General features: G+C 69.3%; 19 protein-coding genes. 13 read left to right on the top strand and 6 right to left on the bottom strand.

Annotated features, from left to right (window positions below; translation table 11 throughout):
• Positions 1-189: 189 nt before the first annotated feature.
• Positions 190-1206 (bottom strand): DUF6662 family protein, encoded by a 1017-nt coding sequence (locus ASF53_RS13265; RefSeq protein ID WP_156635546.1) that lies wholly within the window; start codon positions 1204-1206, stop codon positions 190-192.
• Positions 1207-1342: 136 nt separating this feature from the next.
• Entirely contained in the window at positions 1343-3133 is a 1791-nt protein-coding gene (locus ASF53_RS13270; RefSeq protein WP_056198955.1) for an ATP-binding response regulator, read from the bottom strand.
• Positions 3134-3548: 415 nt separating this feature from the next.
• Between ASF53_RS13270 and ASF53_RS13275 the strand changes: the two genes are divergently transcribed.
• From ASF53_RS13275 to ASF53_RS13315, 9 genes are all read left to right on the top strand, one after another.
• The gene (locus tag ASF53_RS13275) at positions 3549-4280 is read left to right on the top strand and encodes a response regulator (RefSeq protein WP_056198908.1); all 732 of its coding nucleotides are present in this window, start codon (positions 3549-3551) and stop codon (positions 4278-4280) included.
• A gap of 172 nt (positions 4281-4452) precedes the next feature.
• Positions 4453-4728 carry a hypothetical protein gene (locus ASF53_RS13280; protein WP_056198910.1) on the top strand — a complete coding sequence of 92 codons (276 nt, stop codon included), beginning with the start codon at positions 4453-4455 and terminating at the stop codon, positions 4726-4728.
• Between the two features lie 12 nt (positions 4729-4740).
• Positions 4741-4944 (top strand): hypothetical protein, encoded by a 204-nt coding sequence (locus ASF53_RS13285; RefSeq protein ID WP_056198913.1) that lies wholly within the window; start codon positions 4741-4743, stop codon positions 4942-4944.
• 121 nt (positions 4945-5065) lie between these two features.
• A complete protein-coding gene (locus ASF53_RS13290) occupies positions 5066-7339 on the top strand; it encodes a sensor histidine kinase (protein ID WP_056198916.1) in 2274 nt (757 codons plus the stop codon).
• Positions 7336-8943 (top strand): ABC transporter substrate-binding protein, encoded by a 1608-nt coding sequence (locus ASF53_RS13295; RefSeq protein WP_056198919.1) that lies wholly within the window; start codon positions 7336-7338, stop codon positions 8941-8943. The genes ASF53_RS13290 and ASF53_RS13295 overlap by 4 nt, the downstream gene beginning before the upstream one ends.
• Before the next feature lie 295 nt (positions 8944-9238).
• Entirely contained in the window at positions 9239-10138 is a 900-nt protein-coding gene (locus ASF53_RS13300) for a helix-turn-helix transcriptional regulator (RefSeq protein WP_056198960.1), read from the top strand.
• Positions 10139-10421: 283 nt separating this feature from the next.
• A complete protein-coding gene (cysE, locus tag ASF53_RS13305) occupies positions 10422-11282 on the top strand; it encodes a serine O-acetyltransferase (protein WP_056198922.1) in 861 nt (286 codons plus the stop codon).
• A gap of 136 nt (positions 11283-11418) precedes the next feature.
• The gene (locus ASF53_RS13310; RefSeq protein WP_056198925.1) at positions 11419-11634 is read left to right on the top strand and encodes a DUF3126 family protein; all 216 of its coding nucleotides are present in this window, start codon (positions 11419-11421) and stop codon (positions 11632-11634) included.
• A 220-nt stretch (positions 11635-11854) separates the two neighbouring features.
• Entirely contained in the window at positions 11855-12184 is a 330-nt protein-coding gene (locus ASF53_RS13315) for a DUF6949 family protein (RefSeq protein ID WP_012253606.1), read from the top strand.
• Between the two features lie 10 nt (positions 12185-12194).
• On the opposite strand, the gene ASF53_RS13320 is transcribed toward ASF53_RS13315, so the two are convergent.
• Positions 12195-12827, bottom strand: a complete 633-nt coding sequence (locus ASF53_RS13320) for a S24 family peptidase (protein ID WP_056198927.1) — start codon at positions 12825-12827, stop codon at positions 12195-12197.
• Between the two features lie 354 nt (positions 12828-13181).
• Between ASF53_RS13320 and ASF53_RS13325 the strand changes: the two genes are divergently transcribed.
• The 4 genes from ASF53_RS13325 to ASF53_RS13340 all read left to right on the top strand — a co-directional run bounded on the left by ASF53_RS13325 (position 13182) and on the right by ASF53_RS13340 (position 17781).
• Positions 13182-13532 (top strand): DUF952 domain-containing protein, encoded by a 351-nt coding sequence (locus ASF53_RS13325; RefSeq protein WP_056198931.1) that lies wholly within the window; start codon positions 13182-13184, stop codon positions 13530-13532.
• Complete coding sequence (locus tag ASF53_RS13330) at positions 13529-14605, top strand: quinone-dependent dihydroorotate dehydrogenase (protein WP_056198934.1); 1077 nt, start codon at positions 13529-13531, stop codon at positions 14603-14605. The genes ASF53_RS13325 and ASF53_RS13330 overlap by 4 nt, the downstream gene beginning before the upstream one ends.
• Positions 14606-15121: 516 nt before the next feature.
• Positions 15122-17440: an FdhF/YdeP family oxidoreductase gene (locus tag ASF53_RS13335; protein ID WP_056198937.1), complete on the top strand. Its 2319-nt coding sequence runs from the start codon at positions 15122-15124 to the stop codon at positions 17438-17440.
• 38 nt (positions 17441-17478) lie between these two features.
• On the top strand, positions 17479-17781 hold the full coding sequence (locus ASF53_RS13340) for a hypothetical protein (RefSeq protein WP_056198941.1): 303 nt from the start codon (positions 17479-17481) through the stop codon (positions 17779-17781).
• A gap of 22 nt (positions 17782-17803) precedes the next feature.
• Here the strand turns inward: ASF53_RS13340 and ASF53_RS13345 are convergent, their stop codons facing one another.
• From ASF53_RS13345 to ASF53_RS13355, 3 genes are all read right to left on the bottom strand, one after another.
• On the bottom strand, positions 17804-19771 hold the full coding sequence (locus ASF53_RS13345) for a PAS domain-containing HWE histidine kinase family protein (protein ID WP_056198945.1): 1968 nt from the start codon (positions 19769-19771) through the stop codon (positions 17804-17806).
• A 357-nt stretch (positions 19772-20128) separates the two neighbouring features.
• A complete protein-coding gene (locus ASF53_RS13350; RefSeq protein WP_056198950.1) occupies positions 20129-22288 on the bottom strand; it encodes a TonB-dependent receptor in 2160 nt (719 codons plus the stop codon).
• Positions 22289-22454: 166 nt separating this feature from the next.
• Positions 22455-22899 (bottom strand): DNA translocase FtsK (locus ASF53_RS13355; RefSeq protein ID WP_082482706.1); only part of this gene is annotated, 445 nt, incomplete at its 5' end.

Consider the following 22899-nt stretch of genomic DNA (forward strand, 5'->3'; position numbering starts at 1 on the left):
GCGGCGGCACTCGACCCTGGGCTACCTCAGCCCTGTCGAGTTCGAAAACCGTGCTCAATTAGCTTAGGACCGTGTCCACCAAACCGGCAGCAGGCCAATCCGGTCCGATGTTCGCGTTGGTCCGCAGGCAGCGCCGCGCCGGATCAGACCACTCGGTTTCGCCCCCAGGGATGCCGACCGGCTTGGGCCTCAGAACACCAAACCGAAGCGGACGCGCACAGCATGCCGCGGGGCTTGGTTCAGGTAGAAGGCCCGATCCGTGAACTCCGGATCACGGTCGTGCCCGAACACCTGCGTCGCGTAAGCCAGCGTGAGAAAAGCCTTCTCCTTGACTTGGTAGTGCAGCACAGGGCCGGCGAAGCCGGCCCGGCCAAGAAAGCGGTTCAGGAACGACCCGTCATAGGCCCGGAAGTAGCGGATCTCGGGGCCGATGAAGACACCTTGTGCGATCTGCGTCATCAGCGTGCCCGAGACGGTGAGCGTCGAGGTCCTGTCCACCTCGCCCGAGCCCTTCAGGTGGGCGACCGACGGGTCGTAAATAAGGTTGAAGCCAGCCCATAGCTTGTCGGGCACAAGTCGCACGTCGGCCATCAGACGAGTGTCAACGCTGAACACGTCGGCGCCCTGGCCCTCGACGGGCGTGATGCGCGCATATTGCGGTTCGGCCTGGACGCTGAGGCTGAACGGCCGCTCGTCCGTGCGCTTGAAGAACTGGTATTTCACCTCCAGCGAACCGCCGTTGAAGGTGGCGAAGGCCTTGTCCGGCACGCCTGCGATGTTGCGGCTGTCGCGGGTGTCGAAGTAGAGCCCCGGCTCGATGCTGAGGTTGTCCGTTGGATCGTATTGGTAGCTGATCACCGGCTGAGCGGCGGCGTAGCCAGAAGCGCCCGGTCCGGCGCGGCGTTTGCTGAAGCGTACGATGGTGTCGACGATGAGGTCTTGTTCGCCCTTCTTGCCGACGTCTGTGCCCTCGGTGAAGCCGAACAGGTTCTCGCTGTCGACCTCATCCGGCGCGTTGCCTTGACCGGAGCTCTGGCCCTCGCCCGCCTGCGTACCGATGGGCGCGAGCGCGAGCAGACCAGCGAGGATGAGACACCGTCCGAAGCGGAAGCGCGGCGGTCGAGGGTAGGAAGGCATCAGTAAGATCCGGGCGATCCCGAACAGTACCGGATCGATCACCGCGCGTCCGATGCGCCACAGCCACACCAACAAAGCCGCCAGTCCGCTTTGATCTTGGCTTGGTTGTTCAAGGCCAATCAGACGACGGGTACGCAAACCTTCGGAAGCCGCGAGCAGGGCCGGGAGCCGTGCTTCGCATAGCCGAACCGATGCGATTTTTACCCTAAGGCACCCCCACCGCCTCCTTCGAAAACCGCATGGCGAACACGGCCCCCTGCCCCGGCCCGTCGGAAAACGCTTCGGCGCGGCCGCCATGGAGTTCGGCGATGCGCTTGACGATGGAAAGACCCAGCCCCGTCGAGCCCTCGCCGCCGGTGGGCTTGGCCGAGAGGCGCTGGTAGCGGCCGAAAAGCCGGCCGGCATCCTCCGGCGACAGGCCGGGGCCCTGGTCGGCCACCGCGCAGACGAGGTCGCCCCCCTCCTCCCGCACGCTCACCGCAATCGCGCCGCCGGGATAGGAATACTTGATCGCGTTCGAGACGAGGTTGTCGAGCGCCTCGCGCAGCCGCTCGGCGTCGCCGCAGAGAGTGAGCGGGCCGGCGAGATCCATCACCAGGCTCTGGCCCTTCGATTCGGCGAGCGGACGGTTGGCCTCGCAGACCTCGCGGGCGAGGCCGGCGAGATCGACGGGCTCCCGCCGCAGCGTGATGTCCAGGGCGTCGTTCATGGCATCGGCCATGAGGCTGTCGATCATGTCGATCAGGCGCGTGGCCGAAGTGCGGATATGCTCGACCTGGGTCTGCATCGCCGCCCGCGCCTTCTCCGCGCCGGACGCTTCGCCCTGATCGAGGCCGATCAAGTCGGTCAGCATCTCGGAGCGGCCCAGGATCACCGAGAGCGGGTTCTTCAGGTCGTGGGCGATGGTGCCCAGAATTTCGGTCTTGAGGCTGTTGGCCCGGCGCAGGTCCGAGCGCTGCATGTCGAGGCGGCGGTTCGCGCGGATCAGCTCGGCGGTGCGCTCGACCACCCGCTGCTCCAGGGTGACGTTGGCGCGCTGCAGCCGCTCGTAGAGAATCACGTTGTCGAAGGCGACCGAGAGGCGCCCCGCCAGCAGGGTGATGAGCGCGCGGTCGGTGTCGGAGAGGGGGCGGTCGGTGTCGATCAGCGCGACGATCTCGCTGCCGCTCGCGGTCTGGACATAGAGCGTGGAGAGGCCGTCGCCGAAGCTGTGGCGGCGCGCGGCGAAGGCTTGCTCGACTAGGGGCTGGATGCCGGGATCGAGCGGCCAGCCGGGGTCGCGCCCGACATAGCCGCCATAGAGCCCCGACCCCGCCAGCACGCAGAAGCCGCCCTCCGGCCGGTCGGCGGCCTCCGCATCCTCGCGCAGGACGAGGATGCCGGCGCAATCGACGTTGAGGAGCGAGGCGACCTGGGTCAGCACCCCTTCGGCGAGCCGCTGCATCGACTTGTGGTCGAGCAGCATCGGCGCGGCGTCGATGATGATTTCGAGGCCGCGCCGGGTCTCGTCGAGCCGCCGGAGCTGCTGATAGGCCCGCAGCGCCGCGGTGAGGCTGGTGAAGAGCTTGTCGGCGGTGAGTTCGGTCTTCGCCTTGTAGTCGTTGATGTCGTAATCGACGATGACGCGGCGCTCCGGCGCCTGCCCCGGTTGGCCGGTGCGCAGGATGATGCGGACGGTCTCCTCCTTCAGCTCGCGGCGGATGTAGTCGATGAGCCGCAACCCGGCATCGTCGGTCTCCATCACCACGTCCAGCAGCACGATGGCGACGTCGCGCCGCTCGGCGAGCAGCGCCCGCGCCTCGTGGGCCGAATGGGCGGAGAGGATGTCGAGGCCCCGCCCGTCGAGGCTGTAGCCGGCGAGCGCGTAGCGGGTGCCCTCGTGGACGGCCGGGTCGTCGTCGATCACGGCGATGGTCCAGGTGCCGGCGCGGGTCGGTGCCTCCGCGGCCTCGTCGGGAATGAGTTCGAGCCAGTCGTCGTCGATCGCGTCGTTCATTGCGTGAAGGCCTTCCGAGGTCACCCGCATGCATCCGCTGACCGAATCAGCGTAACGCCTGCTCTCACACCGCCCTTGGTGCGGTGGCGCGAGCGGTTGCGCCGTTCGAAAGCACACACCGCGATGCTTAACGAAATTCTGCGACGAAATCTTATCGAAAGACGGGAGGCCTCAACACATATCCGGCCGCCTCGCGCCGGGCCGCGTCAATGATCGTGCACATCTTCGGTACGATTCGTCCGCCAAGATCCGTTGATCACGATCCCGGCGGCGTCGCCAAGCCCGGACGGATCGGGCATGGTGCGGGCGAAAGCTGTCGAGTCCGGCCGAGAATGCCTTTGGGTGCCGTTTCGATTCGAGGGACAATCGCGGTGACGATCCACTTCTCTTCGCCGGACTGGACGGGCGCCGGCCTATGACTGCGACCGGCCCCCATATCGCCGTCGTGGACGATGAGGCGGATGCCCGCGCCATGGTCGGCGACTACCTGCGCCTGCACGGCTTCGACGTGGCCCTGTGCGAGGGCGGGCGGGCGCTGCGCGCCTATCTCCAGATCCGCAAGCCGGACCTTATCGTGCTCGATCTCAACATGCCCGAGGAGGATGGCCTCTCCATCGTGCGGGATCTGAAGGCGAAGAGCCCGATTCCGATCATCATGCTGACGGCGACCGCGAGCCCGATCGACCGGGTGGTGGGGCTCGAACTCGGCGCCGACGATTACCTGCCCAAGCCCTGCGAGTTGCGCGAACTCGTCGCCCGCGTGCGCTCGGTGCTGCGGCGGGCCCAGGTCGCGCCGGCCTCCCCGCCGCCCACGCCCGAATCCGCGGCACCGGCGCGAACGGTTCGGTTCGGCACGAAGTGGCTCGAACTCGATGCCCTGCGCCTGCGCGACGACGCCGGCGTGGAGCAACCGCTGACGCGCTCGGAATTCGATCTCCTCAAGGCCTTCGCCGACCATCCGAAGCGGGCCCTGTCGCGCGAGCGGCTGCTCGACCTCGCCGACGCCCGCGATCCCGACGCGTTCGACCGGGCAATCGACGTGCGAATCAACCGCATCCGCAAGAAGGTGGAACCGGACCCGGCCAACCCACGCTACATCCGCACCGTGCGCGGCCTCGGCTACATCTTCCGGCCCGAAGGCGACTGATCCGGTTTTCGCCGCCGAATGTTTCGTCGGCTGCTTCGAGACGCAACAATCGCCCCGTGATCCCGTGATCCTGTGACGGGCGACGCAAAACGCCGGACATGCCCCCTGCCTACAAGCATCTCCATCGAAGACGGCACAGCCGCGGGGGGATGTCATGCAGGGATTGGTCTCAATGATCGCCGTGAGTGCGGTTTTGTCCGCTGGCCTCGTCGCCGGCTTGGCCGCGACGGATGCCGCCGCCGGCCCGAAGCCGGCGCTGTCCGCGGCGCCCGCCAAGTTTGAAGCACGCGAGATCGAGGCTCCCAAAGTGGAGGCTCCCAAGGCTGGCACTCTCAAGAGCGAGCCGTCGCGGACGGTCTCCCCCTGTGCCGCCGCGTGGCCCTACCAGCCGGCGGCCTGCGCGGCCGACGGGCGCAAGGTCCGCATCATCGCTCTCACCGCGCGTTGAGGAGGGTTGGCCATGCCGCATTTCTCGAAGGAGGCCCTGGAGGCCTCGGCGGAGACGCTGGCCACCCTGCGGGAGATCCTGCACGGGCGCCAGCAGGGCAAGCGCGACGGCCGGCCCGTCCCGACGACGCCGACCAAGGAAGGCCGCTTCGGCACCTCGGGCGGCCGGGGGGCTCCGGTACGCAAACGGCGCCACACCGCCCCGGCAGGGGCGTGAGGGCGGCGCGGTCCGCCGTCCCCACCAACACCGACGCGACGCCCTTGTCCGGCGAGGCGTTTCCGGCGACGATCCCGCTCCGACGAGGAACGCTCCCGAGGGAGCCCGCCACGGGGCGAGGATGCGGGTCGGCCGGAAGATTGCCCTGGTCGGCGGCGTCCCGATCCTCGTGGCTGCGGCCATCGCGGCGGCGGGCTGGTTCCTGCTCGCTGAAGGGGAGCGGGCCCGAGCCGGCGCCCTGCTGGCCGCCCGCGTCTATCACGACCTCACCCTGGCGCGGCTGGTCCGCGACGATTCCGTCTCCGCCCGCGCCGATGCCCGCGCGGCGATCGAGACGCGGTTCTTCGACCTGACCGCCCGAGCCGGACGGGGCCTGGAGGCGCTTCAGAATCAGGCCCGCACCCGGAGCCAAGCCGAGCGGGCCGCCGCGGCGCGCCAATCCCTCGACCGCTACGTGGCGCGGATGCGGGATTTCTCCGCGGTCGCCCGCGAGAATGACGGGCTCATCGCCGAGATGGGCCAGCGCGCGAACCGCTTGACCGACCTTGCCGAGCAGGCCCGCCAGCGCCAGCAGGCCTCCAACGTCGATCTCGCCTGGACGATGACCGGGAAGGTGAACCGGCTGCGCGCGACCCGCGAGGTCGTGGCGGGGCTCAACGCCGTGCTGGCCGCCGCGTGGCAAGGCGCGCTTGCCCGGCAACGCGGGGAGGCGGCCGCGCGCTCCGAGCGCACCCGCCTCGTCCATGCCGGCCGCGATCTCGCGGCGGCCCTGCGCGCCACTTCCCGCGAGACCGAAGCCACGGAGGCCGAGGGGCTGACCGCCTCGGATCCGCCCCCCGGCGACCGGCTGACGGAGTGGGGCGAGCGCTGGCTCAAGATCGTGACCTCCGAACAGCGCACCCTCGACGACGCGGTGGCGCAGCTCCTCGCCTATGCAGGAGAGGCCAACGCGACCGAGCAGGCGACGCAGAATATCGGCATCGCCACGCTCAAGCTCGGCCAGCGCACCGCCGAGGCTTTGGCCCGGCGGGATGCGGAGGCCGTCTCGGCGATGCTCGGCGAGGGCGAGCGGCTCTCGGCCAGCGCCTCCGCCCTGCCGATCTCGCCGCTGATCCAATCCGACATGATCGAGGCCATCGACGGCTGGCGTGCGCGGCTCGCCACCACGATCGACGGGCTCAAGCGCCAGAACGCAATGATCGCCGAGATGGACGGTCTCGCCGCCGGCCTGAGCGAGGCCGCCCGCGCCCTCAACGACGATGCGGTCGAGGATGCAGACCGGTTCGGCACCTTCCTCGGCCGGCTCCTTCTGGCCGGGGCGGCCATCGGTCTGCTGCTCGGAGCCCTCGTCGCCCTGGCGGTGGCCCGCTCGATCCTCGTGCCGCTGCGTCAGCTTCAGGGCGACATGATCGCGCTCGCCGCCGACCCGAAGGCGGAAGGGCTCTCGGGCACGCAGCGCACGGATGAACTCGGCGACATCGCCCGCGCGACGAACTTCTTCGTGACCGAGATCGGCCGGCGCGAACGGGCCCTGCGGCGGGCCAAGGATCAGGCGGACACTGCCCTGACCGATCTCCACCAGGCCCAGGACGACCTGATCCGCGCGGAAAAACTCGCCTCGCTCGGGCAGCTCGTGGCCGGCGTCGCCCACGAGATCAACACGCCGCTCGGCATCGCGCTGACCACCGCGACGCTGGTGCGCGACGAGACGCGGACCTTCCAGGGCTTGGTCGCGGCGGGCACGCTCTCGCGCTCGCGCCTGACCCATTTCGTCGATCGGGTCGGCGAGGGGACACAGCTGCTCTGCGCGAACCTGACCCGCGCCGCCGACCTCGTCCACGGCTTCAAGCAGGTGGCGGTGGACCGGGCGAGCGACGAGCGCCGCAGCTTCGACCTTGATGTCTGGTTCGGCGAACTGCTCGCGAGCCTGCAGCCGATGCTGCGCAAGGGCGGCCACCGGATTCAGCGCGACGTCCCGCCCGGCATCGTCGTCGATACCTATCCCGGCGTGCTCGCGCAGGTCGTCACCAACCTCGTCGCCAACGCCGTCGTGCACGGGTTCGCCGGCGCCGAGCGGCCCGGAACCATCACGGTGCGGGTCTCGGCGCCCGGAGCGCTCGTGCGGCTGGAGGTGAGCGACGATGGCGGCGGCATCGCGCCAGAGTATCTCGGGCGGATCTTCGACCCGTTCTTCACCACCGCCCGCTCCCGCGGCAGCACCGGGCTCGGCATGCACATCGTGCACAACCTCGTCACCGCCAAGCTCCAGGGCCGCATCGCCATCGAGAGCGAGCCGGGCCGGGGCACCCTCGTGCGCCTGGATTTTCCACGGGCGCCCGGCGGCCCCGAGCGACCGGGCGCGGCCCGCTGGCCCAGCGGGGCGGAGGCGCGATGAGACGCCTCGTCCACGCCGCGCTGCTGACCCTCGCCCTCCTGATAGGAGCGGCGCCGGGGCAGGCGCGCACCCTAGTCTATTGCTCCGAGGGCAACCCGGAATCCCTCGATCCCGGCCTCGTCACCACGACCACGGCGATGAGTGTGACGTGGCAGATGTTCAACAGCCTCGTCGAGTTCGCCCCCGGCACCACCGACCTGCGGCCGGCGCTCGCCGAATCGTGGGAAGTCTCCGACGGCGGGCGGACCTATGATTTCACCCTGCGGGCGGGTGTGCGCTTCCACGCCAATGCCGGGTTCACGCCGAGCCGTCCGCTCAACGCCGACGACGTGCTGTTCAGCTTCCTCCGCCAATGGCAGCCGGACCATCCCTATCACCGCGTCGGCGGCGACTTCGCCTATTTCCGCGACCTCGGCCTTGCCGGCCAGATCGAGGGGATCGAACGCCTCGACGACCGCCGGGTCCGCTTTCGCCTCAAGGAGCCCGACGCGACCTTCCTGCCCAATCTCGCCCAGGCCTTCGGGAGCATCCTATCGGCGGAATATGCCGAGCATCTCGCGCGCCGGGGCGCGCAGGCGGAGTTGGCCCGTGCGCCGATCGGGACCGGCCCGTTCCGTTTCGTCGCGTACCGCCCCGACGTGGCCGTGCGCTATTACCGCTTCCCGGACTATTGGCGCCGCTCGGCCGATGCCGGACAAAGCCCCATCGAAGGGCTCGTCTTCTCGATCACCCCGAACACGGCGGTGCGCCTGACCAAGCTCAAGGCGGGCGAGTGCCATGTGATGGCCTTCCCCGGCACGGCGGATCTCGACGCGGTGCGGGCCGACCCCGACCTCACCCTGTTTTCGGGCGAGGAACTCAACGTCGCCTACCTCGCCCTCAACACCACGCGCCCCCCGATGACCGATCTGCGGGTGCGCCGCGCCATCAGTCTCGCCATCGACCGAAGGGCCATCGTCGAGGCCGTCTACGGGCCGGCCGGCACCGTGGCGCGCAACCCGCTGCCGCCGTCGAGCTGGGCCTTCCACCGCGATCTGCCCGAGCCCGCCTTCGACCGCGAGGCCGCCGCGCGCCTGCTGGCCGAGGCCGGCTTTCCCGAGGGGTTCGAGACCGATCTGTGGTTTCTGCCGGTCAGCCGGCCCTACAACCCCGATGGCCGGCGCGTGGCCGACATGATCCGTGCCGACCTCGCCCGGATCGGCATCCGCGCCCGGCTGACCACCCGCGACTGGAACGCCTACCGCGCGGCGCTCTATGGCGGCGCGCCGACGATGATGCTCTATGGCTGGACCAGCGATAACGGCGACCCGGACAACTTCCTGAACGTGCTGCTCGGCTGCCGGGCAGCGGCACCGGGGGGCGCCAACCTCGCCCGCTGGTGCGACGCAGGCTACGATGCGGCGGTCCTCGATGCCCGCCGCACTGACGCGCGCGAGACCCGCACCCGGCTCTACCGGGACGCTCAAGCCCGATTCCGCGAGGCCGTTCCCTGGGTGCCGCTCGCCCACACCATCGTCCATATGGCGGCCCGGCGCAGTGTGCGCGGCTTCCGGACGGACCCGCTCGGGCGCACCCTGTTCGAAGGGGTGACGCTGGCGGATTAGTGTTTTTCGCGGCTGTATCTCTCGCACTGCGATATAGCATATATTATCCACTGGTGAGTTCGCATGGATGCCACGCTCGTGCGATGGGTTGCACCGCAGCTCTCCAGTCGCCAGATGTGCGCCTCCCCCGCCGTCTCCGCGTGCTTTGGCCCGCGGGTTGCAGCGGGCATCTCTCGTTCTTGTGTCCGAACGAGCGGATGGATTTCCGGGCGCGAGGTCGAGGCCTCGCCGGAGCTGTTCGGCATGGATGCGGATCGAGGCGGGCGTCGGAAAGGACGATGAGGTGAGTGGGGCCATGACCGACGCGGCCGATCAAGAAGCGAGTTTCCTCAACGAACTCGGCCGGCGCGTTCGCCACGCGCGGACGGTGCGTGGGCTCTCGCGCAAGCTGCTGTCGCAGGCCTCCGGCCTGTCGGAGCGCTACATCGCCCAGCTCGAAAGCGGGCAGGGCAACGTCTCGATCATCCTGCTGCGGCGCGTCGCCAACGCGATGGGGATGCGGCTCGACGATCTCGTCTCGACCCAGGAAGCCTCGTCCGACTGGCGCGTCATCCGCGACCTGCTCGATCAGGCCACCCCGGACCAGATCGCCCTGGCCAAGTCGGCGCTTGCGGGCTCGACCGGCGCGGAATCGCGGACGATCCGGCGGCGCGTGGCGCTGGTAGGCCTGCGCGGTGCCGGCAAGTCGACGCTGGGCCGGATGGCGGCGGCCCATCTCGGCTGGCGCTTCGTGGAGCTCAACACGGAAATCGAGCGCGAGAACGGCCTGTCCGTGCGCGAGATCTTCGCGATCTACGGCCAGGAAGGCTACCGCCGTCTGGAGCAGAAGGCTCTGCGCGGCCTCGCCGAGCAGCCGGGGCCGATGGTGCTCGCCACCGGCGGCAGCATCGTCGCCGAGCCGCTGACCTACGATCTGCTGCTCTCCTCCTTCTACACGATCTGGCTTCAGGCCCGGCCCGAGGAGCACCTTCAGCGGGTGCGCGACCAGGGCCATGTCGAGGGCAAGGGCGATCCGGCCTCGGTGCTGGAGGATCTGCGCGCGGTGCTGCTCAGTCGCGAGCCGCTCTATGCCCGCGCCTCCGCGGTGGTGGACACCTCCGACGTGCCGGTCGAGGTCATGGCCGAGCGTCTGATCGAAGTGATCGAGTCCCGCTTCAGCGGCAACGACACCGGCGGCCGGCGCCCGGCCGCGTAACCCCGGCCCGGCGTGGCGCCATCCGCCGCAGGGTGCGACCCGGCCCCTTGATGCGGCGCGGGATCGCCCCAAGCTGTAAGGCTTGACCCGGCGCGGGCGAAGACGCTTCTCTCCCGCGCAGATTTCGCGATACGCGTTGCAACCCCATGCTCCACGCGACGGCATAAGCCGTCACGCGGGCCGCCTCGACGAGGCCATGCGGAGCGGCGGGAACACGCTGCCGGAAACGGGCCCATCGTGGCCTCACGCCGGATGGACAGCCCACGCTGTCGAGGAGGAATGCATGTCCGCCAGTCCGTCGCTCAGCCCGGCCTCCGCGCGCGAAGGCATCGCCGGAATCGTCGATCCGCTCTGGACGCGTGTGCGCACCGAGGCGGAAACGGTGGTGCGCGACGAGCCGCAGCTCGCCTCGTTCTTCGTTGCGACCATCCTCAACCATCCGAGCCTGGAGGCCGCGGTGGCGCACCGCGTCGCCACCCGCCTCGGGCACGCCTCGCTGTCGAGCGAACTCGTCGCCCACGGCTTCCACGAGGCGCTTCAGGACGACGTCCACATCGGCCAGAGCATGCGCGCCGACATCCTGGCGGTGATGGACCGCGACCCGGCGACGACCCGGGCGCTCGAGCCGCTGCTCTACTTCAAGGGTTTTCACGCGATCCAGGCGCACCGCCTTGCCCACTGGTACTGGGGCCAGGGCCGGCGCGACCTCGCGCTCTACCTCCAGAGCCGGTCGTCGGAGGTGTTCCAGACCGACATCCACCCGGCCGCCCGGATCGGGCGCGGGGTGTTCTTCGACCACGCCACCGGCCTGGTGGTCGGCTCCACCGCGGTGATCGAGGACGACGTGTCGATCCTGCACGCGGTGACGCTCGGCGGCACGGGCAAGCATGGCGGCGACCGCCACCCGAAGATCCGCCGCGGCGTGATGATCGGCGCGGGCGCCAAGATCCTCGGCAACATCGAGGTCGGAGCCTGCGCCCGTGTCGCAGCCGGCTCGGTCGTGCTCCGGTCGGTGCCAGCCCACACCACCGTCGTCGGCGTGCCGGCGCGCGTCGTCGGCGCGGCCGGCTGCGCCGAGCCCTCCCGCTCGATGGACCAACTCGTGGCGATGAGCGAGTTCATCGATATCGCGGGCGGGATCTGACGCCGCTCTCCGCGTCCGGCGGGTTGCCTGCCCTCCCCCGACGTGGCAAGCCGCCGGCCACCATCACAAACCCCCTCAGCGCTGCCGCCGGGATCACGCGTCCCGGCACGCACCGCCTCGCAAGAAGGTTGACGGCGTGACCAAGACTGAAGTCGCCAAGCTGCAGGATTACCTGCGCCGCAAGTTCGCCAATGCCAGCATCCGCGTCGTGGCGATGAAGACCGGTGATTCCGCTGAAGTGTTCATCGGCGAGGAGTCGATCGGTGTCCTCGCCGACGACAAGGAAGACGGCGACGATTCCTTCACCTTCCGGATGGCGATCCTCGACATCGACCTCGAAGAAGACGCCTGAGCGAAGACCAAATCCGCCATCCCGAAGGGATCAACCGGATTTGGTATGACGTCGCGAGCCGGCCTCCATTTCGGCCGGCCGCGTCGCTCCGGGCTCGGCGACCGTTTTCCGGCGTCGAGCCTGTGGGCGGCGTTAATGTTAACGAAACGTCTTTCTTAACAAGACGTAAACGATCGGTCAGACTGCGCGTCATATCCTGAGAAGGAGCGTCGAGCGCGTCATGACCGTGAGCCCGTCTTCCGTCGAATCCATTCAGGCGCTCATCGTCGGCCTCGCTCTGGCGGGGCTGCTCGCGAGTGCCTTCGAATACGCGACGAACCGGCGGGCGAGCTTCCGCCTGCTGGAAGCCGGCGGCGTCACCGCTTTGGCGGCGCTCCCGATGATCGCTGTGGTCGCGCCCTTCATCATCCTGCGCAACACCCTGCGGGGTCGGCGCATCGAGCGCCGACCGATCCCCTTCGTGATGATCGCGACGATGATCGCCTGCGGCTGGAGCCTGCTCTCGGGCCAGATCGCCCTCGGCATGGCCCACCGGCTGGCCGGGCTGTAGCCCGCGCCGTTTACTGTCGCACCCACATCACGCGGGCCATCCAGGCGACCTCGGCGAGGGGCACCATGCGATCCTCGTGATCGGGGTTGAGCGACGCCAGTTCGATGGTGCGGGCGGTGCGGCGGCGCAGCTCCTTGGCCAGCACCTCGCCGTTGTTGAGCCGCGCGACGATCCGGTCGCCCTTCCGGATGCCGGCATTCGGGGCGACGATCAGCACATCGCCGTCGCGGTAGAGCGGCAGCATCGAATCGCCCTGCACCTCCAGCGCGAAGGCGCGGTCCCCCCCGAGATCGGGAAACTCGATCTCGTCCCAGCCGGGGCCGCCGGTCGGAATCCCTTCCTCGTTGAACAGGCGGCCGGATCCGGCCTGGGTCAGGCCGATCAGCGGCACCATCGTCCGGGCCGGGCTCTGGTCGGAATCGACCAAGTGCAGGAAGTCGTCGAGGCTGGCGCCGGTGGCGGCGAGCACCTTCGCGATCGATTCGGTGGAGGGCCAGCGCTTGCGCCCGTCGGGGCCAACCCGTTTCGAGCGGTTGAAGCTCGTGGCGTCGAGGCCCGCACGCCGGGCGAGCCCTGACGCGGAGAAGCCGTGGCGCTCGGCCAACCGGTCGATCGCAGTCCAGATCTGCTCGTGCGACAGCATGGTGGCCTCAACCCGGCGCGTGTGCCGTTGAGACATACGGCCTACAGTTAGGAAACTAGAACCCGCTGGCCCCGGACGCAATCGGAGCATCTGGAGAGGCGAGTGTCGCATCTGAATGGCAAGCGGTGAAGGCGTGGCACCCCGTATCCGGTATCATCCGGGGCAATCGTACGACCCTCGCCCTGGGCTTTTGCTGACCCCCATCGCCGGCGCCCGCCTCCGCGGACTTAGGCTCCCGCTTCGCGCGGCGCTCTTCACGCCGCTCGAGCGGCTTCGAGCGATGGCCTTGCGGCCTCGGTTGCCGTGGGCAAGCGCGCGTTCTATCGCTCCGGAAGATTGACCCCCGGAGACCGGATGGCCCTCGTCTACAAGATCTGTCCGCGCGGCCTCTGGCAGGAGGCCGAGGCGCTCGGCCGCTTCACAGGCGCGCCCATCGACCACGCCGACGGCTTCATCCACTTCTCGACCGCGGAGCAGGTTGCCGAGACCGCCGCCCGCCACTTTTCCGGGCAGGACGACCTGCTGCTCGTGGCGATCGAGGGTGACGATCTCGGGCCGGCTCTGCGGTTCGAGCCGTCGCGGGGCGGCGCGCTGTTCCCGCACCTCTACGGCGCGCTTCCCTTGAGCGCCGTGCGCTCCGTGACCGACATGCCCCTCGGGCCCGAGGGGCGGCACGTGTTCCCGGCGGAGATTCCGCAGGCATGATCGACGCGCTCTTCCCCCTCGCCCGGCCACTGCTGCACGGGCTCGACGCCGAGACGGCGCACGACCTGACGATTCGCGGCCTCTCGCTGCTGCCGCCGCGCCGGCCACCGGCCGATGACGCCTCCCTCGCCGTCGAGGTGTTCGGGCAACGCTTCCCCAACCCGGTCGGCCTCGCCGCCGGGTTCGACAAGGGCGCGCGGGTGGCCGACGCGCTGCTCGGCCTCGGTTTCGGCTTCGTCGAGGTCGGCGGAGTCGTGCCGCAGCCGCAGCCCGGCAATCCGCGCCCGCGGGTGTTCCGGCTCCCCCGCGACGGGGCGGTGATCAACCGCTTCGGCCTCAACAGCGAAGGGCTCGACGCGGTGGCCGACCGGCTCAAGGCCCGCGCCGGCCGCGAGGGGATCGTCGGCGTCAATATCGGCGCCAACAAGGAATCGGCGGACCGGCTCGCCGACTACGTCGCCTGCACCGCGCGGCTCGCGCCGCATGTCGCCTTCATCACCGTCAACGTCTCCTCGCCCAACACGCCGGGCCTGCGCGACCTTCAGGGCGAGGCCTTCCTCGACGACCTGCTCGCCCGCGTCGTCGCCGCCCGCGATGCCAGCGGATCGCGCGCCGCCGTGCTCCTCAAGATCGCGCCCGACATCGCACTCGAAGGGCTCGACACCATGACGGCGACGGCGCTCCGGCGCGGCATCCAGGGTCTCGTCGTCTCGAACACCACGATCGCGCGGCCGGCATCACTTGCGGACTCCTCCGTCGCGAAGGAGACCGGCGGCCTGTCCGGCCGGCCGCTGTTCGGACCATCGACGAGGCTCCTGGCCGAGACCTATCTGCGCGTCGGCGACCGGATCCCGCTGATCGGCGTCGGCGGCATCGATTCGGCGGAGGCCGCCTGGACCAAGATCCGGGCCGGTGCCCGCCTCGTCCAGCTCTACTCCGCTCTCGTCTACGAGGGGCCGGGGCTGGTCGGCACGATCAAGCGTGGCCTGAGCCAGCGGCTGCGGGCGGAGGGCCTGACGAGCCTCGCCCCGGTCGTCGGGCGGGACGCGGCAGAGCTGGCGCGCGGCGGCTGAACCGGCGCCACGCTCCCGTGCGGCCTGTTTGGTGGGCTCGATGCCGATCGCATCGGCTCCACCTCGCCATGACGAAACGGGTCCCGTTCTGACCGTCCTCGCAAGCATCCATGATGTAATCCGAGGCCGCGACGGCCGCTTGTCTCGCATCCCATTCGGCCTGCACCATCAGATCGGGCTTGCATGGCGATGGCGCTGGCCGGCCATATGAACCGGTCGGCAGCGCAATTTCGTACAACAAGAATTTTGATGCAATGCATCAAATTTCCGGAAGATGACCTCGGCCCCAGCGTCAGTTCAGCTTCGAGCCATTCCAGAAACAGGCACCTTCCGGAATCAGGTTAAATTGCCCTGCGTGCGACGAATGCCTCCCCCATCATCGGCCACGCATCCACTCGCATCTGCGAGATGTTATTTCCCAGTGGCGACATCTGAGACCGCTCACCCGCCAGGGGGCGAAGCGGCGGGCGCAGATCGTCGAAAACATCTCCCACATCGCGAAGACCGGGCTCTCGGATGGATCGTTCGCAAGGCCTCCCCAAGCGTTCTTCCGCCGCCGGCGGCTGGGGCGCGCTGAAGAGCTGCGGCAAATTCCTGCTGGGGAGCCGCGCACCGCTCTCGGGCGCCCGCGCCCTGCTCAGCGCCAACCAGCCAGACGGTTTCGATTGTCCCGGCTGCGCCTGGGGTGACCCGGCCCACGGTTCGTCGTTCGAGTTCTGCGAGAACGGCGTGAAGGCGGTCTCCTGGGAGGCCACCGACAAGCGCGCGACGCCGCGCTTCTTTTCCAAGCATCCGGTCTCGGAGTTGCGCGGCTGGACCGATTACGCCCTGGAGAGCGAGGGCCGCCTCACGCATCCGATGCGCTACGACGCGCAGAGCGACACCTATCGCGCCGTGGAATGGGATGAGGCCTTCGCCGAGATCGGCGCGACCCTGCGCGGCCTCGACCATCCCGACCGCGTCGAGTTCTACACCTCCGGCCGTGCCTCCAACGAGGCGGCCTATCTCTACCAGCTCTTCGCCCGGGCCTACGGCACCAACAACTTTCCCGATTGCTCCAACATGTGCCACGAGGCGAGCGGCATCGCCCTCGTCCAGGCCATCGGCATCGGCAAGGGCACCGTGCTGCTCGAAGATTTCGAGAAGGCGGACGCGATCTTCGTCGTCGGCCAGAACCCCGGCACCAACCACCCGCGCATGCTGGGCGACCTGCGCCGGGCCGCCGAGCGCGGCGCGCGGGTCGTGGTGCTCAACCCCGTGCGCGAGCGCGGGCTGGAGCGCTTCGCCGATCCGCAGAACAGCGTCGAGATGTTGCGCGGGGCGAGCCGCCCCATCGCCAGCCACTACTTCCAGCCCAAGCCCGGCGGCGACATGGCTGCCTTCCGCGGCATCGCCAAAGTCGTCTTCGCCCGCGACGCGGCGGCACGCGCGGCGGGCAAGCCCTCGCTCCTCGACCATGCCTTCATCGCCGCGCATACCAGCGCCTTCGCCGATTACCGCGCGGCGGTCGAGGCGACGGAATGGGACGCGATCCTCGACCAGTCCGGCCTGACCCGTGAGGAGATCGAGACCGCGGCGGACGTCTATCTCGGCGCCGACAAGGTGATCGCGACCTGGGCGATGGGCGTGACCCAGCACCGCCATTCGGTGGCGACGATCCGCGAGATCGCCAACTTGCTGTTCCTGCGCGGCCATATCGGCCGGCCCGGCGCGGGCCTGTGCCCGGTGCGCGGCCATTCCAACGTGCAGGGCGACCGCACGGTCGGCATCAACGAGAAGCCGCCGCTGGCGCTCCTCGAAGCGCTCGACCGCGAGTTCGGCCTCACCCTACCGCGCAAGCACGGCCACAACGTGCTCGGCGCCATCGGCGCGATGCTCGACGGCTCGGCCAAGGCCTTCATCGGGCTCGGCGGCAATTTCGTGCGCGCGACGCCGGACACGAAGCTGGTGGAGAAGGCACTGGCGGGGTGTGAACTCACCGTCCACATCGCGACGAAGCTCAACCACTCGCACCTCGTGCTGGGCCGGGTCGCCTATCTGCTGCCCTGCCTCGGGCGCACCGAGATCGACCGCAACAGCCGGGCCAAGGTCCAGATCGTGACCGTCGAGGATTCGATGAGCATGGTCCACGGCTCGGGCGGCATCAACAAGCCAGCCTCACCGCATCTGCGCTCGGAGATCGGCATCATCGCCGGCATGGCCGCGGCCACCGTGGGTTCGGAGCGGATCGACTGGGCCGCGCTCGCCGACGATTACGACCTCATCCGCGATCGCATCGAGCGGACGATTCCGGGGTTTTCCGAGTTCAACACCCGCGTGCGCCGGCCCCGCGGCTTCATGCTGCGCAATCTGGCGGCCGAGCGGGTGTTCGAGACCGCGACCGGACGGGCGGGGTTCTCCAGCGGGCCGCTGCCGGTGGCGACCGAGCACCAGCGCGCGAGCCTCCAGGGTGAGACCTTCGTGCTGCAGACCTTCCGCAGCCACGACCAGTACAACACCACGATCTACGGCCTCGATGACCGCTACCGCGGCGTCTACGGCGAGCGCCGCGTCGTGTTCGCCAACCCGGACGACCTCGCCGAACTGAAGGCACGGGCGGGCGAGCGGGTCGACCTCGTCTGCGTCCATGCGGAGGACGGCATCGAGCGGGTGGCGGAGGATTTCCGCCTCGTGCCCTTCGACATGCCGCGCGGGGCGCTCGCCGGCTACTATCCGGAACTCAACGTGCTGGTGCCGCTCTCGGCCTTCGGCGAGTTCTCGGACACGCCGACCTCGAAGTCGGTGCTGGTCCAGGTGCGGGCCCGTGCCGCGAGCGCCGTGGGCCAGGCCGCGTGAGCGAGGGACAAGATCGCGTGAGCGAGGAAAAAGGCCGCGTGAGCGAGCCCGCCGCCGACGCCGAGACCTTTCTCGCCGCGACCGACACGATCGCGGCGCTTCGGCCGGAACTGAGTCTGTTGGAGGCCGGCATTCTCGCCGGCCTGCATCTCGGGCTGGCGGCCGACAGCCGGAGCTTTGCCCGCATCTTCGGCGTCGAGCATGCCCTGGTGCTGCGGGCGGTGGAAAGCTTGACCGCCGAGATCCTCATCACCGTGACCGCCCGTGACGGCCGCACCCAGCGCACCCGCTACGAGGCGAGCCCGGCGGGCAGCGCGGTGCTGACGGCGCTCGCCGCCTGACCCTCGGGCTTAAAGGCGAGGCTCAAGCCGTGCTCATCTGCCCGAATCGCTCGCCCAGCGGCAGTTCGATGGCGCAGCGCAGCCGCGTCTCACCGAGTTCGTAATGCGTCTTGGCGTTGAGCGCGTAGGGCATCGCCTGCTCGATCAACTCGCGTCCATAGCCGCGCCGCGTCGGGCTCTGCGCTTCGCGCGGCCGGCTGATGCCCTCCTCGATCCACTCGATCAGCAGGTTTCCTCCGCCCTGGTCGTCGCGGTCGGCGCGCCACGTCACCGAGAGGCGGCCGTGCTCGGTCGTCAGGGCACCGTACTTGCGGGCATTCGTGGCCAGTTCGTGCATGGCGAGCGCCAGCGTCTGCACCGAGGCCTTGCGCAGGCGCACCGGCGGCCCGCCGATATGGATCCGGTCGGCGTAGTCACCGCCTCCGAGAGCGTCCAGCTCGGTTCGAATCAGGGTGCGCAGGGTGATCGGCTCCTGCTCCGAGCGCGACAGCAGCCCCTGAACCCGCGACAGGGCGGCGAGCCGGTCGTTGAACTGCTCGCGGAAGCGCTCCGTCGGGCCGGTCTGCGCCATGGTCTGGTGGGCAATGGAGCGCACGACGCCGAGCAGGTTGCGGGTGCGGTGCTGCAACTCGGCGACGAGGACGGTCTGGCGCTCCTGCAGATCGTGCAGATCGTGGATGTCCATGGCGGCACCGATCCACTGCGTGACCTGTCCCCCGGTGTCGAGGAGGGGCGCCTGCCTTACGAGGAACCACCGATACTGCCCGTCGTGCCGGCGGATACGCTGCTGCACCTCGATCAACCGCTGCTGCTCGCGCCCGGAGCGGAAGGCCTCGCTCACCGCGTCGCGGTCGGCGGGATGGATCGCTTCGAGCCAGCCGCCGGCCTGCGATTGCTGCAGGGTCTGGCCGGTATAGGCGAGCCAAGCCTCGTTGAGGGAGTTGTGCTGCCCGCTCTCGTCCGAGCGCCACAGCAGGACGGGGATGAGGCTCGCCAGGGTGCGAAAGCGTTCCTCGCTCTCGCGCAAGGCTGCGTTTGCGCTCTCGTCGCGAAGCCGCAGCATCTCGTTCTGCGCCGCCTTCCAGGCCGAGATTTCCTTGGTGGTGATGGCGACCCCGTCACCGAGCTTCACCGCACACTGGAAGAACCAGCCGTCGAACTGCTCGTGGGCGTAGCGGCGCTCCGCGGTCGCGGGCTGGCCGGTTTCCGTGACACGCTTGAAGGTGTCGAAGATGCCCTCCTGAATCACGCCCGGATTGCGTTCGAGCAGGCTCTGGCCACCCACATCGCCGTAGCGGCTCGCCGAGGTGGAGTTGTTCAGGAGCCAGCGGAAATCGACGATCTCGCCCGCCGGATCGCGCACGGCCTTGAGCACCTGAATCATGTCCATGGAGCTGTCCATGGTCGCCTTGAGCAGGTCGCGGCTCGCCTTAAGCTCCGCCGTCCGCTCGCGGACCTGATGTTCCAGCTCGGCCCGGAAGCGCGCCTCGCTCGCGCGCAACGCCCGGTCCGCCAGCACGCGGGCCGTGCTCTCGACCAGGGTGACCAGGATGCCCGCGATCCGCTCCGCGTCGTCCCGCAGCGGGCTGTAGGTCAGCGTGAACCACGCGTCTTCGAGGCGGCCCGAGCGGGACAGCGGGTAGAGCGCGTCTTCGAAGGTGAGCGTCTCGCCGTGCCAGACCCGCTCGTAGATCGGCGCGTTGATGTGCCAGATCTCGGGCCAGCACGCGTGGGACGGCTGACCCAGACCGGCCGGGTGCTTCAATCCCATCAGGTCACGAAAGCCGTCGTTGTAGACCTGGATCAGGTCCGGGCCCCACAGCGCGATCATGGGGAAGCCGCAGCCGAGGATCAGGCGGATCGTGGCCCTGAGGCTGGGCGGCCACGTCTCCGCCGCACCGAGCGCCGTCGCGGTCCAGTCATGCCTCCGGATCCGCTCGGCCATCTCGCCGCGGCCCGACTGCGCAGGTGGAGTGCCGCTCCCATCCATCCCGCACCTTCGCACAGCTTTCCGAAGCGTACTACGCAGACGCCGACCGCAGTCGCGCCGCGTTCGTTACGGCATCCCCCAGCCGGGCAAAAGATGGATCCTATCGGGGCTGCATCCTGCCTCCGAACATCCTGGCCTGTCTCGACCGATACGCTCGGACTACGCTGCGCCGAGGAGAGACGACGCATGACAGCTCACGGCCGGATGCCGTCGGCCGCGATCTCCTTGCTCCGGAACGCTAAAAAAACTGCCGGCCGCCGTACCGGCTCCCCTCGGGAAAAACCGGCCCGACGTTGGGCATGGGGATGCAGATCGGGCCATGCGCGGCGAGGGTTCGAACCCAGCGCCGCCCGGCCGTCAGAACCGCGCCGTGAGGAAGAGCCGCACGTTGCGGCCCGGCAGCACCACCTCGTCCTTGCGGAAGGAGGCGGCGTTGCGGATCACGTCGTCGAGCAGGTTCGTGCCGCGCAGGCCGAGGGTCACCTCGCTGAGACCGTGGACCGCCGGATCGAGCGGGCGGCTATAGGCGATCTCCGCCTTGAGGTCGTTGTAGCCCGGCGTCGGCGTTTCCAGCGTGCCGGTCTGCGTCTGCGCGAAGGCGTGGATCAGGCTGAGTTGAGCGAACCAGCCATCGGCCCGCAGGAAGACGCCGCCGCCGACGCGGTGGGGCGGAATGCGCGGCACGAAGCGGCCGTCGTCGAACTGGGCGCGCACGAAGTCATACTGCGCGCTGATGCCGGCAAACCCGTCGCCGACCGGCACGATGTCGATCTGGCTCGCGATCTCGGCGCCGGCGAAGGTGGCGCCGGCCTGCGAATAGGCGACCTGCCGCAGATCCCCGCCGCCGATCCCGCAACTGTCGAAGGTGTCGCCGCAGGTGAAGCCGGTCAGACGCTTGTAGACGAAGCCGGTATAGCGGGTGACGTAGCCGGTCGCGTCGAGGCGGAACGGCCCCTCCGCCCGGCGGATCGCCACCTCGACGGTGCGGGCGCGCTCGGGCTTGAGGTTCGGATCGCCGATCTCGAAGGTCGCGGAGGCCTCGTGCGGACCGCGCGAGAACAGTTCGGGCGAGGTCGGCGCACGCTCGACATAGGAACCGGTCAGGCTCCCCACAAAGCCGTGGGGCAGGTCTTGGAGCGCGCTGAGACTCGCGCTTTTCGGGGCGAAGCGGCGGATGCGGCGCGATTCCACCGGCTCGTCGCCGGGGCCGTCGGGCAGGAAGTCCGAGGGGAACAGCGCCTGGGTGCCGGCGACGCGGTTGCCCTCGATGCGGCCCGCCGCCTGAAACCGCAGGCCGCCGCCGATTGCCAGTTCCTCGAACAGGTAGGCGGCCTGCACCCGCGTGTCGGTCGGGCGCAGCAGGCCCCCTTCCGCCCCCGAGATGCGGAGCTTGCGCCGGTCGGCCTGGACGCCGAGCTGTCCGCTGAACGTGCCGAACGCGGTCTCGAACGGCACGTGGTCGAACTCGATCCGTCCCTCGGCCGCGCGGTTCTTGAACACCGCCTCGATCCCCTCGACCCCGTTGGCGTCGGCGCCGAACTCGTTGTGGCGGTAGTTCGAGCCGCCGGCCCAGAACCGGATCGCGGCGAACGGCCCGTCCAGCGGCCGGTACTCGCCGCGGGCCTGGAGCTTGTCCTGCACCGGATCGAGGCGGGTGCGCTGCGCCGCGGAGCTGATGCCGGGGATGCCGTAGACCGAATCGAAGTGGCTGAAGGACAGCCCGACGAAGCCGCGGTCGAACAGGTAGGAGGTGCCGAAGGCCCCGCCCTGCGACTCGTTGAAGGAGTTGCGCTGGATGCCGAGCGGCGTGTTGTAATCGTCCGCCACGCTCCGGAAGGCATCGGCATGGGCGGCGACGTTGCCGCTGCCGGCATCGACCGTGGCGGCGGCGTTGCGGCCATTGTCGACGCCCGAGTAGCCCGTGGTCACCCGCCCCGCGACGCCGCCGGGCGGAATGCTGGTCGGGATGCGGTTGTTCTCGATCGAGACCACGCCGCCGACGGCCTGCGAGCCGTAACGCAGGCCCGCTGGCCCGCGGATGACCTCGATGCGATCATTGATCAGCGGGTTGATCGGCACGGCGTGGTCCTCGCCGAGATCCGACATGTCCTGCACGCCGGTGCCGTTCTCGAGGATGCGGACACGGTGATTGTCGAGGCCGCGGATGATCGGCCGCGAGGCCGAGCCCGGCGCGAAGGTGGTCGCGGACAGGCCCGGCTTGTCGAACAGCGCTTCACCCAGCGAGGTCGGCTGGGAGCGGGCGAGTTCGGCCCCGGAGACCACGGTGACGGTCGAGAACCGGTCGGTCACCACGGGCAGGACGCCAACCGGGTCGGCCGGCTTCGGCGCCGGTCCCGCCCCCCCGAGCCCCGCTTTCCGGGCCGGCTTGTCTGAAACGACGCTGATTTCGTCGAGGGAGACCTCTTCGGCCTGGAGCGGCGACACGGCGAGGCCGGCGATGCCGATCCCGGCAAACGGGCCGACCCAGGAACCCATCACATAGCGCTTTCTCGACATGAAACTTTAGCCTCGCAATTATAGCTGATGCTATAAATTCGAGCGTAGCCGTTGTCGAGTCGGGGCAGGCCCCGAAACACGAAGGCCCCGAAACGCGAAAGCGCGCCGCCCTGGTACGAGGGCGACGCGCTGGACGATCGATCAATTCAGGCGGCGGATCGGCCGGTCAGTAAGCCTGCGGTTCGGGCTCGACGAGGATCTCGCGTTTTCCGGCATGGTTGGCCGGCCCGACGAGACCCTCGGTCTCCATCCGCTCCATCAGCGAGGCGGCACGGTTGTAGCCGATCTGAAGGCGGCGCTGGATGTAGGAGGTAGAGGCCTTCTTGTCCCGTAGCACCACGGCCACCGCCTGGTCGTAGAGGTCACCGCCCTCCCCGCCGCCGCCGAACTGGCCGGCATCGAAGACCGGGCCGTCCTCGGAGACAGCGGCCCCGGCTGGAATCTCGCCCTCCTCCGCCGTGACGGCTTCGAGGTAGGACGGGCGGCCCTGGCGCTTGAGGTGGGCGACCACGGTCTCGACTTCCGAGTCCGAACAGAACGGCCCGTGCACGCGCGTCGTGCGCCCGCCGCCGGCCATGAACAGCATGTCGCCCTGGCCCAGCAACTGCTCC

The organism is Methylobacterium sp. Leaf123, from assembly GCF_001423405.1.
Taxonomy (GTDB): Bacteria; Pseudomonadota; Alphaproteobacteria; order Rhizobiales; family Beijerinckiaceae; genus Methylobacterium.

Coding starts and splice junctions, on each gene's coding strand:
- ASF53_RS13270 (WP_056198955.1), bottom strand. CDS start 3,133: ATGAACGACGCGATCGACGACGACTGGCTCGAACTCATTCCCGACGAG.
- ASF53_RS13275 (WP_056198908.1), top strand. CDS start 3,549: ATGACTGCGACCGGCCCCCATATCGCCGTCGTGGACGATGAGGCGGAT.
- ASF53_RS13280 (WP_056198910.1), top strand. CDS start 4,453: ATGATCGCCGTGAGTGCGGTTTTGTCCGCTGGCCTCGTCGCCGGCTTG.
- ASF53_RS13285 (WP_056198913.1), top strand. CDS start 4,741: ATGCCGCATTTCTCGAAGGAGGCCCTGGAGGCCTCGGCGGAGACGCTG.
- ASF53_RS13290 (WP_056198916.1), top strand. CDS start 5,066: ATGCGGGTCGGCCGGAAGATTGCCCTGGTCGGCGGCGTCCCGATCCTC.
- ASF53_RS13295 (WP_056198919.1), top strand. CDS start 7,336: ATGAGACGCCTCGTCCACGCCGCGCTGCTGACCCTCGCCCTCCTGATA.
- ASF53_RS13300 (WP_056198960.1), top strand. CDS start 9,239: ATGACCGACGCGGCCGATCAAGAAGCGAGTTTCCTCAACGAACTCGGC.
- cysE (WP_056198922.1), top strand. CDS start 10,422: ATGTCCGCCAGTCCGTCGCTCAGCCCGGCCTCCGCGCGCGAAGGCATC.
- ASF53_RS13315 (WP_012253606.1), top strand. CDS start 11,855: ATGACCGTGAGCCCGTCTTCCGTCGAATCCATTCAGGCGCTCATCGTC.
- ASF53_RS13320 (WP_056198927.1), bottom strand. CDS start 12,827: ATGCTGTCGCACGAGCAGATCTGGACTGCGATCGACCGGTTGGCCGAG.
- ASF53_RS13325 (WP_056198931.1), top strand. CDS start 13,182: ATGGCCCTCGTCTACAAGATCTGTCCGCGCGGCCTCTGGCAGGAGGCC.
- ASF53_RS13330 (WP_056198934.1), top strand. CDS start 13,529: ATGATCGACGCGCTCTTCCCCCTCGCCCGGCCACTGCTGCACGGGCTC.
- ASF53_RS13335 (WP_056198937.1), top strand. CDS start 15,122: ATGGATCGTTCGCAAGGCCTCCCCAAGCGTTCTTCCGCCGCCGGCGGC.
- ASF53_RS13345 (WP_056198945.1), bottom strand. CDS start 19,771: ATGGATGGGAGCGGCACTCCACCTGCGCAGTCGGGCCGCGGCGAGATG.
- ASF53_RS13350 (WP_056198950.1), bottom strand. CDS start 22,288: ATGTCGAGAAAGCGCTATGTGATGGGTTCCTGGGTCGGCCCGTTTGCC.